Annotated in this window: 15 protein-coding genes and 1 pseudogene; 6 read left to right on the top strand and 10 right to left on the bottom strand. The window is 39.2% G+C overall.

All coding sequences use genetic code 11. The features are described from left to right. Positions 1-9 precede the first annotated feature (9 nt). The 3 genes from ssuD (at position 10) to pepT (ending at position 3,647) form a co-directional block, all read left to right on the top strand. A complete protein-coding gene (ssuD, locus tag SC428_RS00380) occupies positions 10-1,176 on the top strand; it encodes an FMNH2-dependent alkanesulfonate monooxygenase (protein ID WP_318705437.1) in 1,167 nt (388 codons plus the stop codon). 153 nt (positions 1,177-1,329) lie between these two features. After that, positions 1,330-2,256 (top strand): sulfonate ABC transporter substrate-binding protein, encoded by a 927-nt coding sequence (locus tag SC428_RS00385; RefSeq protein ID WP_140186040.1) that lies wholly within the window; start codon positions 1,330-1,332, stop codon positions 2,254-2,256. 152 nt (positions 2,257-2,408) lie between these two features. Then, the gene (gene pepT / locus SC428_RS00390; protein WP_272580038.1) at positions 2,409-3,647 is read left to right on the top strand and encodes a peptidase T; all 1,239 of its coding nucleotides are present in this window, start codon (positions 2,409-2,411) and stop codon (positions 3,645-3,647) included. A gap of 179 nt (positions 3,648-3,826) precedes the next feature. Here the strand turns inward: pepT and SC428_RS00395 are convergent, their stop codons facing one another. The 8 genes from SC428_RS00395 to rluE all read right to left on the bottom strand — a co-directional run bounded on the left by SC428_RS00395 (position 3,827) and on the right by rluE (position 11,886). Continuing rightward, a complete protein-coding gene (locus SC428_RS00395; RefSeq protein WP_140178383.1) occupies positions 3,827-4,951 on the bottom strand; it encodes a cupin domain-containing protein in 1,125 nt (374 codons plus the stop codon). Between the two features lie 87 nt (positions 4,952-5,038). Continuing rightward, positions 5,039-6,496, bottom strand: coding sequence for a two-component system sensor histidine kinase PhoQ (gene phoQ / locus SC428_RS00400; protein ID WP_140178380.1), 1,458 nt, complete (start codon positions 6,494-6,496; stop codon positions 5,039-5,041). Positions 6,497-6,498: 2 nt separating this feature from the next. Continuing rightward, complete coding sequence (phoP, locus tag SC428_RS00405) at positions 6,499-7,173, bottom strand: two-component system response regulator PhoP (RefSeq protein WP_070927091.1); 675 nt, start codon at positions 7,171-7,173, stop codon at positions 6,499-6,501. A gap of 329 nt (positions 7,174-7,502) precedes the next feature. Then, positions 7,503-8,873 carry an adenylosuccinate lyase gene (purB, locus tag SC428_RS00410; protein WP_070927089.1) on the bottom strand — a complete coding sequence of 457 codons (1,371 nt, stop codon included), beginning with the start codon at positions 8,871-8,873 and terminating at the stop codon, positions 7,503-7,505. An 18-nt stretch (positions 8,874-8,891) separates the two neighbouring features. Further along, positions 8,892-9,524: a high frequency lysogenization protein HflD gene (gene hflD, locus SC428_RS00415; protein ID WP_070927087.1), complete on the bottom strand. Its 633-nt coding sequence runs from the start codon at positions 9,522-9,524 to the stop codon at positions 8,892-8,894. Between the two features lie 2 nt (positions 9,525-9,526). Next, positions 9,527-10,630 carry a tRNA 2-thiouridine(34) synthase MnmA gene (gene mnmA, locus SC428_RS00420; protein ID WP_070927085.1) on the bottom strand — a complete coding sequence of 368 codons (1,104 nt, stop codon included), beginning with the start codon at positions 10,628-10,630 and terminating at the stop codon, positions 9,527-9,529. Positions 10,631-10,790: 160 nt separating this feature from the next. After that, positions 10,791-11,240 carry an NUDIX domain-containing protein gene (locus SC428_RS00425; RefSeq protein ID WP_070927082.1) on the bottom strand — a complete coding sequence of 150 codons (450 nt, stop codon included), beginning with the start codon at positions 11,238-11,240 and terminating at the stop codon, positions 10,791-10,793. Then, the gene (gene rluE / locus SC428_RS00430; protein ID WP_283125226.1) at positions 11,233-11,886 is read right to left on the bottom strand and encodes a 23S rRNA pseudouridine(2457) synthase RluE; all 654 of its coding nucleotides are present in this window, start codon (positions 11,884-11,886) and stop codon (positions 11,233-11,235) included. Before rluE ends, SC428_RS00425 begins: the two co-directional genes overlap by 8 nt. Before the next feature lie 861 nt (positions 11,887-12,747). Between rluE and icd the strand changes: the two genes are divergently transcribed. Further along, positions 12,748-14,001: an NADP-dependent isocitrate dehydrogenase gene (gene icd, locus SC428_RS00435; RefSeq protein WP_070927078.1), complete on the top strand. Its 1,254-nt coding sequence runs from the start codon at positions 12,748-12,750 to the stop codon at positions 13,999-14,001. A 300-nt stretch (positions 14,002-14,301) separates the two neighbouring features. Here the strand turns inward: icd and SC428_RS00440 are convergent, their stop codons facing one another. Beyond that, the gene (locus SC428_RS00440; protein ID WP_233445647.1) at positions 14,302-15,078 is read right to left on the bottom strand and encodes an acetyltransferase; all 777 of its coding nucleotides are present in this window, start codon (positions 15,076-15,078) and stop codon (positions 14,302-14,304) included. A gap of 490 nt (positions 15,079-15,568) precedes the next feature. Beyond that, positions 15,569-16,576: pseudogene (locus SC428_RS00445) on the bottom strand (chitinase); the annotation flags it as partial. Positions 16,577-17,010: 434 nt separating this feature from the next. On the opposite strand from SC428_RS00445, the gene SC428_RS00450 reads away from it, so the two are divergent. Next, positions 17,011-17,451: an OsmC family protein gene (locus SC428_RS00450; protein WP_318705446.1), complete on the top strand. Its 441-nt coding sequence runs from the start codon at positions 17,011-17,013 to the stop codon at positions 17,449-17,451. A gap of 267 nt (positions 17,452-17,718) precedes the next feature. Continuing rightward, a complete protein-coding gene (locus SC428_RS00455) occupies positions 17,719-18,108 on the top strand; it encodes a nuclear transport factor 2 family protein (RefSeq protein WP_070928442.1) in 390 nt (129 codons plus the stop codon). The last annotated feature ends 138 nt before the right edge of the window (positions 18,109-18,246 follow it).

The raw sequence follows: 18,246 nt of genomic DNA on the forward strand, positions 1-18,246 counted from the left end.
GGAGTCTATATGACAAAACAGCAAGATTTACAGTTATTTTGGTTTTTACCAACACATGGAGAAGGGCGCTATTTAGGGACGCAAAAAGGTGGACGTTCAGTGACATTGCCTTATTTACAGCAAATTGCTATCGCGGCGGACAGTCTAGGTTTTCATGGTGTTTTGATCCCAACAGGAAAAAGCTGTGAAGACTCATGGTTAGTCGCAGCAGCATTAGTTTCGGTAACTAAGCAATTACGCTTTTTAGTGGCAGTTAGGCCAGGGCTGCAACCCCCATCACTTGCTGCTCGAATGGCTTCTACCTTGGATAGGCTATCTGATGGGCGGTTATTAGTGAATGTCGTCACCGGTGGTGATCCAACAGAAAACAAAGGTGATGGAATATTCCTCGAACATTCAGAACGCTATGAAGTCACAGAGGAATTTTTAGAAGTATACAAACGCCTGATCCGTGGCGAACAGCAGGTAAATTATCACGGAAAACATATTCATGTTGAAAATGCAGGATTACTGTTTCCGCCAGTACAACCATTTGGACCACCCCTGTATTTTGGCGGTTCATCTCCTGCTGCTTTAACGGTTGCAGCCAAGCACATAGATGCCTATTTGACGTGGGGAGAGCCCGTTGCTGATGTGGCTGAAAAAATTGCAGCCGTACGGCAACTTGCTGATGAAAGGGGAAATCACTTGGAGTTTGGTATTCGTTTACATGTCATTGTTCGTGAAACCGAACAAGAAGCGATTGATGCAGCGAATAAACTGATTTCGCATCTTGATGATGAAACAATTGCCCAAGCTCAGTCCATTTTTGCTCGTATGGATTCTGCGGGTCAGGCTCGCATGCAAGCACTTCATAATGGCTCTAAAGATAATTTATTTATTGCGCCTAATTTGTGGGCAGGAATTGGTTTAGTTCGTGGTGGCGCAGGGACCGCTTTAGTGGGTTCTCCTGAACAAGTTGCAGAGCGGATCAGAGAATATCAGGCATTAGGCATTAGCAAGTTTATTTTTTCGGGCTACCCACATTTAGAGGAAGCACATCGTTTTGCAGAGTTAGTCATGCCTTTATTGGGAGAACAAAAAGGGGTCTCATTGCCGAGATCAGGTTTCAATACTGGGCCATTTGGCGAAACGATCGCAAATGATTTAAGGCCAAAGCAGGTAAGCGCTAGCTAGATAGTAAGTGATTTGCGGCACATTTAAATGACCCATGAATAAGCACACAAGATGACATTTTATTTCTTAGTCCAAGAACTGCGCCTGAAGTATGACGGCTAGAAACTATTTGAGCTAACTTATTTTATTAGGAGCTTTATTGTGAAAAAACTAATGTTATTTGCCTCATTATTAGTGGTTTCCATCTACTCCAGTTTTTCTTTTGGGGAAGTAAAAACGATTAATATTGGCTATCAAAAGGCTAATATTTTTGCATTATTAAAATATCGAGGCACATTAGAAAACGAATTTAAAAAACATGATGTCAATATTCGTTGGATTGAGTTTCCTGCTGGCCCACAAATGTTGGAAGGATTGAACGTTGGGAGTATTGATTTAGCGGCGACAGGGGATGCGCCACCAATATTTGCTCAAGCGGCACAAGCTGATTTTGTTTACTTAGGTCATTCCCCTGCTAATCCAAAATCAGAAGCAATAATCGTACCTAATGATTCATCAATAAAATCGATCAATGATTTAAAAGGGAAGCGAGTTGCATTAAATAAAGGCTCTGATGTGAATTATTTGCTGGTGGCTGCATTACAACATGCAGGGCTTAACTACAGGGATATTACCCCTGTTTATTTACCACCGTCAGATGCGAGAGCAGCCTTTGAAAAAGGGGTTGTTGATGCATGGGCGATTTGGGATCCTTTTTTGGCAGAAGTGGAAACTAATTTGCCGGTACGCCAAATTGTTAACGGTGAAAATTTAGTTCCTCATTACACATTCTTCCTCGCTAGCCGTAATTTCGCTGAAAAAAGCCCTAAGTATGCAGAAGTCATCATTGAGCAGCTCGTCAAGCAAAGTGAATGGGCGAATACGCATCCACAAGAAACAGCGGAAATATTATCGGTATCAACGGGCCTAGATAACGCGATATGGTTAAAAGCATTACAACGTGCACAGTATGGATTTACGCGTATGGATGATGAGACATTGGTAGGACAACAAAAAATTGCGGATATATTCACAAAAATAGGGCTCATTCCTAACGCCGTTGATGTTAAACAAGCACGATGGGTATCTGAGGTCAATTAATCTTATTAATAAAGAAAATTCAAGCATTGAGAGAGTTTGATGTATTAATAAGTCGCAAAATACTCAGTGATTAGCCTCAAAGCTGATTTGAAACAACAATTGTTCATACATTCTTTCTCATAATAGGGACATTAATATTAAGGGGATGATGTATGGACAAACTCTTAGAACGGTTCTTTGACTATACAGCTTTTGATACACAATCAAAACTAAACGCAAAAGTAATACCAAGTAGTACAGGGCAATTGAAGTTTGCTAGAGCCTTGGTGAAAGAATTGAAGGAATTAGGTTTCGATGATGTCGCGCTTTCAGAGCAAGGCTGCGTCACCGCATGTATACCTTCCAATGTTGATTGGGATGTACCAACGATAGGTTTCATTTCTCATCTTGATACTTCTCCTGATTTTTCAGGTAAAAATGTTGCCCCTCAAATTTTAGAAAATTATCGTGGTGGTGATATTGCATTAGGTATTGGTGATGAAGTGCTATCACCAGTGATGTTTCCCGTGTTACATGAAATGATTGGTAAAACACTGATCATGACCGATGGTAAAACATTACTGGGTGCTGATGATAAAGCCGGTATTGCGGAGATCATTACTGCATTTGTACGTCTAAAAGCTAACAAAATCCCTCATGGTAAACTTTGTTTGGCTTTTACCCCAGATGAAGAAATCGGGCGGGGTGCACGTTATGTCGACTTGAATATATTTGATGCACGTTGGGCATACACTGTTGATGGTGGTGGTGTTGGAGAATTAGAGTACGAAAACTTCAATGCAGCCAATGTGGCCATAAAAATTGTGGGTAACAATGTGCATCCGGGAACAGCTAAAGGTGTGATGGTGAATGCATTAGCGTTGGCGAACCGTATTCATGCAGAATTACCTAAAGATGAAACACCTGAGCACACTGACGGCTACGAAGGCTTTTATCATCTTAATTCCATGAAAGGTACAGTGGAAAAAGCGGAAATGAATTACATTATTCGCGATTTCGACAGCCAACGGTTTGAGGCTCGTAAGAAAAATATCATTCGTATTGCAGAAAAAGTAGGACAAGGCTTACACCCTAGTTGTTATATCGAACTGACAATTGATGATACTTATTACAATATGCATAAAGAGGTGATGAAGCACCCGCATGTGATTAAAATCGCTCATCAGGCAATGAAAGAGTGTGGTATTGAACCCATCGTTAAACCAATACGTGGTGGTACAGATGGTGCACAATTATCTTACCGTGGATTACCGTGCCCAAATATTTTCACTGGTGGTTATAATTTTCATAGTAAACATGAGTTTATAACATTAGAGGGAATGGAACAGGCGGTTAGTGTGATCATGCGTATTGCTGAGTTAACAGCAGAAAATGCAAAAAATAATGAGTGATTATCCTTAGAGGATAAAACAATAAGCGAGGGAGCTATTCGTTATATAGCAAGTTGCAGGGGCTGAGGTAATGAGCCGTTGCCTCATTTGAGCCAGTTGCAGCCTTTCTATGCTGCTAAGCGACTCATTTAGTTGTCGCTTAGCAGCATCTTAAATTATTTAGAGGATAAACGGATCAACTAATCGTCAAAATACCAATAACCACTATTAATCAATGCCGTGATTAACGCAATAAAGTTGACATCATCAATAGCATCACCTAATCGTTGAGCATCCACTGAATCATAACGGCATAAGCTATCAGCAGCTTCATAGCAGATGGTTTCTAAACATTCACCATTGATAAAAAATTGATCACCAACACGCAGTGCTCTTAACCCATTGAGTTTGTACAGTGTTTCTTGCTGTTCTTTGAGTAAGTTATACACTTCATCTTGTTCATAAGGTGGCTCAGGAGGAGCTAAGTCTAACTCATGACGTGATTGTGAGATAAATTCGCCAAACCATTTGCGGAACAATTCAGGATCACTGATCAGAGACTCCATCATCTCACGCAATTTTATTTGTTCGCCTTGCAATATTTCAGCTGGATTGTCTCTAAATGACAAGTCAGGATCACTATAACGATAGCTACCAAGATCATTTGAAATCAGATAATCAGCAAAGCTGCTCATTAACTCGCGGGTATTAGGCGCACGGAAGCCAACTGAGTAGTTGAGTGATGGCTCAATCGCATAACCTTCGTGTGGGAACCCCGGTGGAATATAAAGAATATCGCCGGGCTCCATTTCTTCATCAATAATCGCATCAAAAGGTTGAACTTGAAGCAGATCAGGATGAGGGCAATGTTGCTTCATCGGGACTTTTTCACCAACACGCCAACGACGACGGCCTTCACCTTGAATAATAAAGACGTCATATTGGTCTAAATGAGGGCCTACACCACCGCCCGGTACTGAATAGGAGATCATTAAGTCATCCATTCGCCAGTCAGATAACACTCGAAAAGGTTTCATTAATGCAGCACTTGGATGATGCCAATGGTCAACAGCCTGTACCAACACAGACCAGTTTTCTTCTCCTAAGTGGTCGTAGCTTTCGAATGGGCCATGCGCTACTTGCCATAAGCCGTCTTTATGGCTGACAAGGCGGCTATCGACTTCATCTTCCATTGCCAGTCCCGCAAGTTCATCTGGCGAGATAGGATCAATAAAACGTGTAAAACCATTTTTGATGAGTAAAGGGCGTTTCTGCCAATGACTGTCCAGAAAACTCTGCCAGTCAAGATTCAGTTTATAGTCCATCTTATTGTCCTGAGTTGTTATATTATTGACATAGTATACCTGAATTTCAGGCTAGAGCAGGCGATAAACCAGACTTATGATCACAGATTAACTGTCTTGATGAATGCTTTGCCTACGGAAAATGACCTCAACTTTAGCACCTCCGAGTGAGCTATCACTGATTTTGATCTCTCCGTCGTATTGGTCAATAATTTCTACTGCAATAGATAATCCAAGGCCTTGCCCTGGTCTTAATGTATCGACACGTTGCCCTCGGACAAATATAAGATTACGCTGATTTTCGGGGACGCCGGGGCCATCATCATCCACGGTGATCGTTAGGCTATCATTACCCACGATAGCTTTGACTTCAACAAACTCAAGGCAATATTTACAGGCATTCTCCATAATATTGCCCATTACTTCCATAAAATCATTGGGCTGGCCTAGCCAAGTGACTTCAGGTGAGATATCAACGGTAATAGAAACTCCTTTGTGCTGATACACTTTATGTAGTGCACTGGCTAGGCTATCTAACAAAGAGGGAACTGAGGAAATTTCACGTAGCATCAGGTTTTTGTCACCTTGAGCGGAAGCCCGATGCAAATAATAGCCAACCTGCTGAGAAATACGACCTATCTGCTCAAGCATGATAGGCTCGGCTTGCTCAATCGTCATTTGTTTGCCTGTACGAAGAGAACGTAGCGTTGACTGTAGGACAGCGAGTGGGGTTTTTAAACTGTGCGTTAAGTCAGAAAGTGTGGTGCGATATTTACTATAGCGCTTACGTTCATTAGTGAGCAAATTATTTAAATTGCGAACTAACCCTCGTAATTCATAAGGGGGGTTTTCATCCATCATTTCACGTTCGCCTTTCTCAAGGCTACTGATTTGCGAAACGAGCGATTTAATCGGCCTCAAACTCCAATAAGCAGCGAGCCAGAGCAAAGGGATCACTAATATTAGGTTTGCAAGTAACACATAACCAAACCATTCCCAAACTAAACCGGTTTTTTGCAGATCTTGTGGTAGCGTATCCACGACCACGATAGTGAGTGGAGGAAGGTTTTCTGAACGTTCATATTGATTGACTGATACTGAGTGCGTTAGTGGCTCATCATCATTATTCATATCATCTAGCTTGCTATTGAACTCAGGATTGTTCTGCAATAATTGACGCGTTTCGCCGATATCAGTATCAATTTCGTATAACCCTTCTTTTTTTAGCCAATCGCGGCGGATCAGGTTTTCAACCGCAGGGACTTCACGTTGTCGCCAGAGAACTTGGCCATTTTCATTATAAATAATGATTAAAGAAGGATTATTGAGTGTGAAATTAGGGGGCACACGAATAGCAATTTTATCATTTTGCCATTGAGCTAGGCTGTAGATAAGGTTGCTCTGGCTACGCAGGAGCGTATAAGTCGTTTTATCGAAACTAATTAAATAACCTAATATTGCAACGATACCATAAGATAACGTTAAAGCTAGGATCACCGCTGAGGTGGCACACAAGAAGCGCGCCCTCAGTGATAAAGGCTTAAACTTAAATTTTTTTAGCCACATAATTAGCCGTTCACATCAAAACGATAACCTTGTCCACGAACCGTAACTATGACATCTTTAGCGTGAAACTGCTGTATTTTTTTGCGTAAACGCCCCATTAAGACATCAATAGTGTGACTTTCACGTAATTCAGCGTCAGGGTACAGCTGGCGCATTAACGAGTCTTTACTCACCACTTTGCTATTATTCCGTAGCAAGGTTTCTACGATGGTATATTCAAACGCAGTGAGTTTGACGGGTTCACCATTGACAGTAAATTCTTTCCTTGATAGGTCAATGACAAAGCCATCAAGTTCGAGTACCTGAGAAGCCAGTCCGCTATTTCTACGCATTAAGGCTTGCATACGAGCAACTAACTCTTCAAGGTGGAATGGCTTTGTCACATAATCATCAGCGCCGCTATTAAGGACTTGAACTTTTTCTTGCCAGCTTTCACGTGCAGTCAACACTAAAATAGGGATATTCACTTGAGCACTACGCCAGCGCTGGATCATCGATAAACCATCCTCATCAGGCAAACCAAGATCAACCATTGCAATATCAGGGCAGCTTTCACGTAAAAAGTAATCAGCTTCTTTAGCATCTTCAGCTGAATCCACTTGATGACCCAGTTCTTTAAGCTGGACAGTTAAATGGTGACGCAGCAGGGCATTGTCTTCAACGATAAGAATACGCATCTAAAACCTCACATTAAGAAGAAAAGATCACCCTATAATTGTAGAGCAGTCGCATTAGGTATCACTATGGTAAAAAGATAAGTGCTTCATAACAAGAGATTAAGTAAACCTAGGGCAAACAAAAGAAAAATAGATACGCTAAAAGAGAAGGAGGCCGGTAGAAATTATCTACCTGCGATACGTCAAATTGCAGCACACCTTGGTTTAAGTGTGCTGCGTCAGCTCTTGCATCAGCCACATAACTATTTATGCTTCTGGCTATGTCTATGCTTTTAGTGAGCAGTTAGCCTAACTACAGCTTGAATTATATTAAGTGTATACGATGTCAGTTATTTTAATTCATCAATAAAAGAGACCGCGTAACCAATATAATTTGCCGGTGTCATCGCTTTCAAACGTACTTTTTCGTCTTCTGGTAGCTCAAGCCCATCGATAAACTGTTTCATTCCTTCAGCAGTGACACGTTTACCTCGGGTTAACTCCTTCAGCTTTTCGTATGGCTTTTCAATACCATAACGACGCATTACCGTTTGAATTGGCTCAGCAAGAACTTCCCAGTTTTGATCTAACTCATCCAATAGATGCTGTTCATTCACTTCTAATTTGTTCAAACCTTTTAGCGTTGATTGATAGGCGATCAATGAATAGCCAAGACCGACACCAAGGTTACGCAGTACTGTTGAATCAGTAAGGTCACGCTGCCAACGAGAGACTGGCAGTTTACTGGCTAAATGGGCAAGTACAGCATTGGCAAGACCCAAGTTACCTTCTGAGTTTTCAAAATCAATAGGGTTGACTTTATGAGGCATGGTTGAAGAACCAATTTCACCTGCAATCGTTTTTTGCTTGAAGTGATTGAGTGCAACATAGCCCCAAATATCACGGTCAAAATCTAATAAGATAGTGTTGAAGCGTGCAACACAATCGAACAGTTCAGCAATATAGTCATGTGGTTCAATTTGTGTTGTGAACGGGTTCCAAGTGATACCTAATGAAGTCACGAATGTTTCACTGAATTCATGCCAGTTAACTTCTGGGTATGCTGCAATATGTGCATTGTAGTTACCTACAGCACCATTAATTTTACCTAAAATCTCAATTTGTTCTAACTGGCGATATTGGCGCTCCATACGGTAAGCAACGTTAGCAAATTCTTTACCAATGGTTGATGGCGTTGCTGGTTGACCGTGAGTGCGTGAAAGCAGTGGCAGTGAACGATACTCGTGAGCCATTGTTGTCACTTTATCGATCATTTGACGCCATTGTGGCAATAACACTTCTTCTCGCGCTGTTTTCAACATCAGGGCATGGGAAAGGTTATTGATATCTTCAGAAGTACAGGCGAAATGGATAAATTCAGAGACAGCATGTAAGGCGGGAACTTGGGCTACTTTTTCTTTTAAAAAATACTCAACAGCTTTAACGTCATGATTGGTTGTGCGCTCAATTTCTTTGATACGCATCGCGTCTTTTTCACAGAAGTTTGCCACAATTTCATCAAGGTAAGCGTTTGCGTCAGCATCAAATGATGGAACTTCTTTGATTTGAGCGGTTGCCGCCAGTTTTTGTAGCCAGCGAACTTCAACCTGTACGCGAAATTTCAGCAAGCCGAACTCACTAAAAATAGTGCGTAATGCGCTGACTTTATCACCGTAACGGCCGTCAATCGGGGATACAGCGGTCAGTGAGGATAATTCCATTGGTAGCAACTCCAGATTTTAAAGGTGAGACAGAATTTCTTTCGCCTGATTACTCAGACGGCTTCGAGAAAACATTAATTGTAAACGGCTTCCACCCACTTGCTGCCATAGGACCGCACTGCGAATACCAGATAGCAAGAGAGTTCTAACTTTTGCCTGTACCAGCGAGTTCTTTAGAATATCAGGAGAACCCGTTACTTGAATACGAGGACCTAGCGGGCTAACGACATCGACATAAATCCCCGCTAGCGCATTAAATACACCTTCAGACATAGGTTCAAAATAGCTGGCTTGGCGCTCAAATTGATCGATGCGCTGTCCTAGCTGATCCATTGCCTGTTGTTGTTTATTCAATCGACGTTCTAACACCATAATGCTTAGCATATATCGCGTCATTTCAGCGGATAGACCACCGCCATTATTACCGCCTGATAGCATGCCAAGTAGTGCGCCAAGCCCTGTTTTAAGATTAGCAGGGTTATTGCCATAGACATCAAGCGTTGAAGAGGGATTCATATTGGTTAAACTGCTGACCATGACTTCAGCGTCATGGTCATTGCAAATACCTTCTTGAGCAAGTTGTTGTACCATATAACTTGCTTGGCAGATGCCTGCGAGCGCAAGAGTGATATCGCGATAATTTTTAGCCACAATTACTCCTGAATACGAGATTCAATGATGCCGCCACCAAGGCAAACTTCATCAAGGTAAAAGACTGCGGATTGCCCAGGCGTCACCGCGGCAACTGGGTAATCAAAAATGACTTCAATTTTACCATTATCAAGCGGGGTGACAGTACATGGAATGTCAGCTTGGCGATAGCGTGTTTTGACGACACAACGCATAGATTGTACGAGAGGTTGTCTATCTACCCAATCCAATTGCTGAGCTATCAAACCTGTTGACATTAAACGAGGATGTTCATGCCCTTGTGCAACAATAAGTTGATTTTTTTCGACATCTTTATCGACGACATACCAAGGGTCATCCGATCCGTCTTTTGTACCGCCAATCCCAAGACCTTTACGTTGCCCTAATGTGTGATACATCAAACCTTCGTGTTGACCGATGGTTTCACCTTCAACAGTAACAATAGGGCCGGGCTGCGCAGGTAGATAGCGGCCAAGGAAATCACGGAATTTACGTTCACCAATAAAGCAAATGCCAGTTGAGTCTTTTTTCTTGGCAGTGACTAAGCCGATTTCTTCGGCAATGCGTCGAACTTCTGGTTTTTCGAGTTCACCGACAGGGAATAAACTTTTGGCAATTTGTTCATAGCTGAGTGTATAAAGAAAATAGCTTTGATCTTTATTGCCATCTAGTCCACGAAGTAATTGGCTTTTGCCATCAACATCACGGCGACGAACATAGTGGCCTGTTGCGATGTAATCAGCACCAAGATCTTCAGCGGCAAACTCAAGAAAGGCTTTAAATTTAATTTCTTTATTACAAAGAATATCAGGGTTTGGTGTACGGCCTGCTTTATATTCAGATAAAAAGTGTTCAAACACATTATCCCAATATTCAGCCGCAAAATTGATAGTATGAAGTTCAATACCTAATTTATCGCAAACGGCTTGTGCATCAGCTAAATCTGTTGCCGCAGAGCAATATTCTTCATCGTCATCTTCTTCCCAGTTTTTCATGAACAGACCAACAACCTGATACCCTTGCTGCTGGAGCAAATAAGCTGAAACGGAGGAGTCAACACCACCGGACATACCGACGATGACTTTTTTTTGGCTGTTATCTGACATGGAATACTCTCACTGCGGAAAAATTAAGCCCCATACTTTACCATGTTGTGTCCTTATTACGCCAGCACTAGCGGGGAATATTATGGGGCTTGTTGTTAAATCATCCAGTGACCTGATGAGTGCCGTATATCAGCTTACTTTACATATAGCACATATAGCATTACTGATAGTGCTCACCAAAGGCATTGAGTACCTCTAATGGGTAAGTCACACCTTCAAGGAAAGTATGGATACTTTGTGCAACGAGAGGCGAGCGTAAGCAATCACTACTTAAAATATCTTGTGCGGTAACCCAGTGGCAGCCGCTGATATCACTGTCTTGTGGGTGTGTCTCACAAATCTCTGGCAGTTCTAAAGAGAATAAAAAGCGAATAAATGGCGTTTTATCGGGTGCTATCCATTGGTGTATTTTAATCAGCTTTTCAGGTTTGCCTCGGATCCCTGTTTCTTCGAACAATTCACGTTCAGCTGCGGCAAGCAGGCTTTCATCTGCTTCTAAATGACCAGCAGGTTGATTCCATGTAGGCTTACCATTGACCCATTCTTCTACGACTAAAAACTTATCTTTGGCGTGCACAATCGTTGCAACAGTCACGTGAGGTCTAAACAAGTGTGATCTCCTTCCATTTTCCGGGAGCTAAATCGTTGAGTGTATATTCACCAACCTGATAACGAATCAATCGTAACGTGGGAAAACCTATATTAGCAGTCATGCGTCTAACTTGACGGTTTCTCCCTTCCTTTAACGTGATCTTTAGCCAATGGGTTGGAATATTTTTTCGTTCGCGTATCGGCGGGGTTCGTGGCCATAACCAATTCGGCTCTTCAACTAGTTCGACACCCGCAGGGAGAGTAGGACCATCATTGAGTATCAGCCCGTGACGAAATTTGACTAGAGAGGCTTCATCGGGGATACCTTCTACTTGGGCGTAGTAGACTTTATTGGTATTTTTTTGGGGGTGAGTCAAACGTGCTTGTAATTTGCCATCATTGGTCAAGATGAGTAACCCTTCGCTATCACGATCTAACCGGCCAGCAGCATAAACATCAGCGATTGGAATATATTTTTTTAAGGTGTCTCTACCTTGCTCATCGGTAAACTGCGGTAAAACGTCAAAAGGTTTATTGAATAAGATCACTTTACGTACGAGAGGTGATAGTGGTTGTCGAGCACGGTTTGAGGGCAATTTAGCACCAAACTTTGACGTTGCTTTTTTGTTTGCTAGTGGCTTAGTTTTACGCTTGGCTATCGACATGAGTACTCATTTTAAGTAATTAGCTTGAATTCCAAATTTGATGGCTAGGTAAGAGTAAATGCACAAAGCAAAATAACCTAGTTGTTATAGTGTAGTTGAATTTTAATTAAATTGACATATGTCTTTTATTCAAGGGTAGGGTAGGATATCGGTGATATTACGGAGCTTAAGTCGATTGTTAAGCCCCATAAAATGATTAATTCAACACCATGTCACATTATATGACATCTTCTTGAATTAGTTGGTTCTAGATTGATATTTTTGTCACAGTTAGGTGGAAGTAATGTATATCTGATTATTTTATTAACAGTATTAAATATACTATACGAATTGTGTTTATTTCTTTAATAATAATGATTTTAATGACGGTTAAGTTAACAAAGTGAAATTCTAGTAATCTTATATATTAATTATCTAATTTAAAAATAGGCTAAAGCTGATAGTTACTAAATTAATAAAAAACATTAAGAACATTAAGTACTTTATTTTCATAAAGTGGATATAATTTATATTATAAATTAAGTAATTAACAATGTTTATGTGAGCAAATCGAATTTTTAAGAATATTTTTCCAGCTAAACTACGAATAGTTTTGCGAAATTTTTTGATTTTTCAATCATGAGGATTTTTTGCTGATCACTGTTTTATATGGAGTACGACAGAGTTTTAATCTTAACTAACTGATTTTAAGGTTTATTATTTTGAATGCACTCGACGTGATGGCATTTGATTAGTACGTTTAATGCGATCGACATTAAACCTAGAGCGACTAACCATTGGCGTTAGAGAAAGATTGAAGTAGTATTGACAGGTCTCTTACAAAAAATTAACAAGCAAATGCGCAAGTGAAAGGAGAGGTTAATGGAAAGCAAAGTAGTAGTTCCGGCAGAAGGCGCTAAGATTACCATTGATGCCAAAGGCAAACTGAATGTTCCGAACAACCCTGTTATTCCGTATATCGAAGGTGATGGGATTGGTGTTGACGTAACACCAGCAATGCTGAAAGTGGTTGATGCGGCAGTTAAAAAAGCCTATAACGGCGAGCGCAAAATTTCCTGGATGGAAATCTATACCGGCGAAAAATCTACTCAAATTTATGGTAAAGATGTTTGGTTACCGCAAGAAACTCTCGATTTAATCCGTGATTACCGTGTTTCAATTAAAGGCCCTCTGACAACCCCAGTTGGTGGTGGTATTCGTTCTTTGAACGTTGCACTGCGTCAACAACTTGATCTCTACATCTGTTTACGTCCTGTTCGTTACTACAAAGGTACACCAAGCCCAGTTAAACAACCTGAGCTGACTGATATGGTGATCTTCCGTGAAAACTCTGAAGATATCTATGCAGGAATCGAGTGGAAAGCGGGCAGTACTGAAGCAGACAAAGTCATCAATTTCTTAAAAAATGAAATGGGTGTTACCAAAATTCGTTTCCCAGAAAACTGCGGTATTGGTATTAAACCTTGCTCAGAAGAAGGGACAAAACGTTTGGTTCGCGCAGCAATTGAGTATGCTATCGATAATGGCCGTGATTCAGTAACTCTGGTTCACAAAGGTAACATTATGAAGTTTACTGAAGGTGCTTTCAAAGATTGGGGCTATCAGCTTGCTCTAGAAGAGTTTGGTGGTGAACTACTAGATGGCGGCCCATGGGTTAAAATTAAGAATCCAAAAACTGGCAAAGATATTATTGTTAAAGATGTTATTGCCGATGCATTCTTACAACAAATCTTACTGCGCCCAGCGGAGTATGATGTTATCGCGTGTATGAATCTAAATGGTGACTATATTTCTGATGCACTAGCGGCACAAGTTGGTGGTATTGGTATCGCACCAGGTGCGAATATTGGTTCAGAGTGCGCACTATTCGAAGCAACTCACGGAACTGCACCAAAATATGCAGGTCAAGATAAAGTAAACCCAGGTTCAATCATTCTGTCTGCTGAAATGATGCTGCGCCATATGGGTTGGACTGAAGCAGCTGACCTAATCGTTAAAGGTATGGAAGGCGCAATCGAAGCTAAGACCGTAACTTATGACTTCGAACGTCTGATGGATGGCGCTAAACTGCTGAAATGTAGCGAGTTCGGCGACGCAATCATCAAACACATGTAATTTATTATTATGTAATTAATTATATTGTGTAATTAATAGCGGGAACTTAATAGTTCCCGTTTTTTATTGTCGCATTAAAAGGGTTGATTCTTGTAGATCACAGCGTTCAATCTTTCCTAATGGTAACTTAATTAATTATCCAACTTTATGGGGGCTGGTTTTAGTGTAGCTTTTTTCGCATATCCTCCTGTAAATCACACTCAACATGTTTCATTACTGCCATGATATTGTCATTGGTTAAGTGATACTGGTACTAATGTAGTGAATCCCAAATGAAAAGAGAGCGATCCTCAAACAGTCCTATTGCGTTAATTTGTTAAAATTTAACTTAGGTTCAATAAACCAGTGGATGGTTGGACTAAAAGCTAATAAAAGTGCGATGCTAATAGTTGATAGCGTTAATAATATTATTATTAATAGGCTATATTCCACATGAAAATAAGCGAAAACTTGTAAAAAAATAAAACAAATAATAGGATGGATCAAATACACACCTAAAGCGTTATTTGATACTTTTGCATATTTATCCGTTGATAAAGCGAAATATATAATGCTAGAACCTAAAGCCATACTTATAAAGAACTTTAAAATATAAATAATAAAAAAAGATGATGGCGAATCAATATTAGTCATAGTTATAACTAATCTATTGATGTCATTTTCATAATAGAGTGCGGCTATGGCTAAAGCTGTAATGATTAAAATTGTAAAATAAGAGTTTTTTCTAAGTGAAGCTATATTTTCATCATTAATAAAATAAGCAATTATAAAGAATGGAAAATATAAAATAATAGAAAAAAAGCTTGATAGCTTCATTAGATAGTTGCTTGCTAAATAAGCAGAAATCAATGATACGACTAAAATACAAAATAAAGCGAAACTATTAGACTTTAATTTTGGTGATAACAATAAAAAAAAGGCTTGCCAAATTGGGGTGGCTAAAAAAAACCATACTCCATTTTGAGGCTCAAGGAGATAAGTTTTTAAACTTAATTCCCCTGAAAAATATAATGGAATTGCATCAATGGTTTGAAATGTTACGTAAATTATAAGGGGTGAAAGTAAACTAAGTCTCAAAGACTTCCATGTCGTATTCTTGGTAACGAATGCAACTATGAATACAAACATAGGAATTAATGTTAAGTCGAAAATACTAATAAGAAACGAGACATTGTTTTTATCGGATAAATTTAAGTAGAAATTAAAAACAATGAGAGAGCTCAACATGAGCTTCAAGGTGGGCCAATATGGTTGGGTAATATTATTTGACTCAGACTCGATCTTTTGTTTCATGTGCACGCTCTATATAGAAATTAGCTTATTGTACCGTATTGATATACTTATTTGAAATAGATTTAATTGAAGCGAAGAACGTGATTTATGATCTCAAATATCTGATGAATTGTTCTAAGTTAATGAAATATAATAAATTTTATAATAAAAACATCAAGCGATATGATTTATTACATGGTGTAATTAATAACGGGAGCCTAAAAGCCCCCGTTATTGGTTATAAATATTAAAATAATAAAGCTAACAATCTGTTTTGGCTGAATATCAGTAGCTAAGACATGTTACCTGATAGTAAGTCCGCATACCGATTTTTAAATTCCCAGTTATAAGCTACACCACTGACATTTTTGCCGTTATCCCAATTTACCGACCATGTCATCAGGCCTTTAATCGATAAACCTTTAGCATCAAGACGGGAAAAAGCATTATAAACAGCCTGTTTATCGACGATATAACCACTACCAGCAGCATCTCTATTGGCGGGTAAGCCAATAACAAATTTAGAGGGAGGAATTTTTATAAAATTGCGAGTGCCAGTCACTAAGCTTTCAGTCAGAAAATAAAGAAAATTTTCTTTCACAGAATCATTATTTTGAGCTATCCAAGCACCACTTCCATTTCCAGTATCATCCACCCATATGCCATCACCCCCCTGATTATAATATTGAGGTGCAATAAAATCATAATAACCTTCAAGTGCAGTAATATAAGCAGAGTAAGCTCCGTTGGTACCTAAATGAGGGAATTCAGGTGCCATGCTGATAATAAAATTTTTGCCTTCAGTTTTATAATGTGTTTTCACAATTTTCAATGCAGCGGGCAAAACGGTTTTATTATTGACTGCGTTAATTGCCGCTTGTTCCAAATCAATATCTAAGCCGTCAAAGCCGTAAGTTTCTACTAAACGAATAATTTCATTTGCCAAATTATTTTCATCGCCAGTTTTCAATTCTATATGTGCATCAGCACCGCCTAGAGAAATGAGTACTGCACGTCCTTGGCTATTTAAGACGCCAACTTGACGTCTGAACTCAGCATCAGTCAGTGAATAAGGCTTGAAGGTCGGAATGCCGGTGCCTTTCATAAAGGCAACCACGACGACATTATACTCCGTTGGAATATCGGTCAGATTCATCGCTACGGAAGAACCTTGTTGATAGCCATCGTTAGTACCAGCAGCCCAATTATGCCAATAGCCAACTAAAATTTTTTTATTCGATATATCTGGCATGATAGATGCGTCATCAGTGACTTGTACATTGGTAGTATTATCGGAGCTCATAATAACCTCACTATATAGTAATTTAATTTATTTAATACGCCACCAAGGTCAGTTATTGGCAGGACGTAAATATATAATGTGGATTTTTAGTCAGGATAGTATGAAACCTTTTCTTATTAATCGTAAATAAAATTCATTCTAAGTAGTAACAGTTTTTTATTTGTTTTATTAGTGAAAGGAGGTTTATTGATGCTATTTAAAATAATATTTAAATGTACAATCCATTTTGCTGGTAAGTGCTCTTTCCCTTAAGTTCCTCATCTGACTTTTCCCCATAATAATGATGGATTATGATGAACGCTCTATTATCAGATGGTGAATTTTTTTCAATGAAATACATAAAAATGTACGATATCAGTTCTTTTAGTATAAAGGTTTTACTGGGTTTTTATATTAATTATTTGAGTGAATATAAGTAACATAAAGGTGATGATATGGCTAAGAGATATTTTAATGTAAATACTGTTTCAACCGATGATTTTAAAGTTATATGTAAAGCTCGTGATATTTCTTATTATCTTGATGCACCTTCAATTATGGGCGGTACTGATTCAGGAATGACCCCCGTGGAAGCATTACTTGCTGCTATAGGTGCATGTCAGTGTATTGTGACGAAATTTTTTGCTGTACAAAAGGGGATTGATTTAAAAGAAGTAAAAGTAGATATGATCGGTGAGTTTGATGGTGATAGATTACTAGGCGTAAATGATAAAGTCGCACTTGGTTTTTCAAAAATAATTTCAAAATTTCATATAAAAGCTGAGAATAGCGAGAGTGAAATAAAAGAGTTTGTTGATTTTGTCGTGCATAACTCTCCTGTTAATGACTCGATAAAACCTACCATTGATCTCTCAACCGAGGTTTATATGTTATAGGATTACATCAGTTAAACTATTTGGTTTTAAGTAGTAACCTTATGAGACAGACAGGGAATAAGTAACTATTTAGGGGATGATATTGTACACTTGGCTACATAGTATCTCTTTGACTGTTAGTTTTACTTTTATCTATATAAATAATGTTAAAACAACTATAAATAGAATTTATTGTTGTTTTTGTTCAATGTTCTTATTCGGGACTTGAATTATTGGTCATCTAGCAAAATATCCAGTAAAAGAGATGATTAATAAGAGGAAAATCTAATGAGTAATTTGGCGTTAGTTCAGCAAGCATTAATTAGTGTATTAGGGAATGATATAGGTAATCTTAACGCTATTGAACAATATTTTTCCCCTGATTATGTTCAAGTTGTTGATGGGAAAAGAATTGATTATACAGAGTTTGTCGCTCATCTTAATGCATTAAAGAATGCGGTTGAGAGTATTTCTATTACGATAAAATCGATTGCTGAAGGTGATGGGTGCGTACATACTCAGCATATTGCTTGTGCTAAAAAGAAAAATGGAGAAATCAGTGAATTCGAAGTTTTTGCTTGTTTCCATCTTTCAAACAATAAAATTGTTCGCTGTGAAGAGCTAACGCGTATGATTAATGGCAAAAAAGCAGATGAAGATCTCGGCTCCCGAATTTGAATATTCATTGTAGGTAAAAGTTAAGGCTATATATTTATAGCCTTCTATACTCGTCATACTTCAAGTTGCAACTTTGTTGACTATGTTCATTCGCACCAGTCACGTACTTATGTACGCTCCTAGTGATTCATTCACTTG

It is taken from the genome of Providencia sp. 2023EL-00965 (assembly GCF_033550225.1).
In the GTDB taxonomy this organism is placed as follows: Bacteria; Pseudomonadota; Gammaproteobacteria; order Enterobacterales; family Enterobacteriaceae; genus Providencia; species Providencia manganoxydans.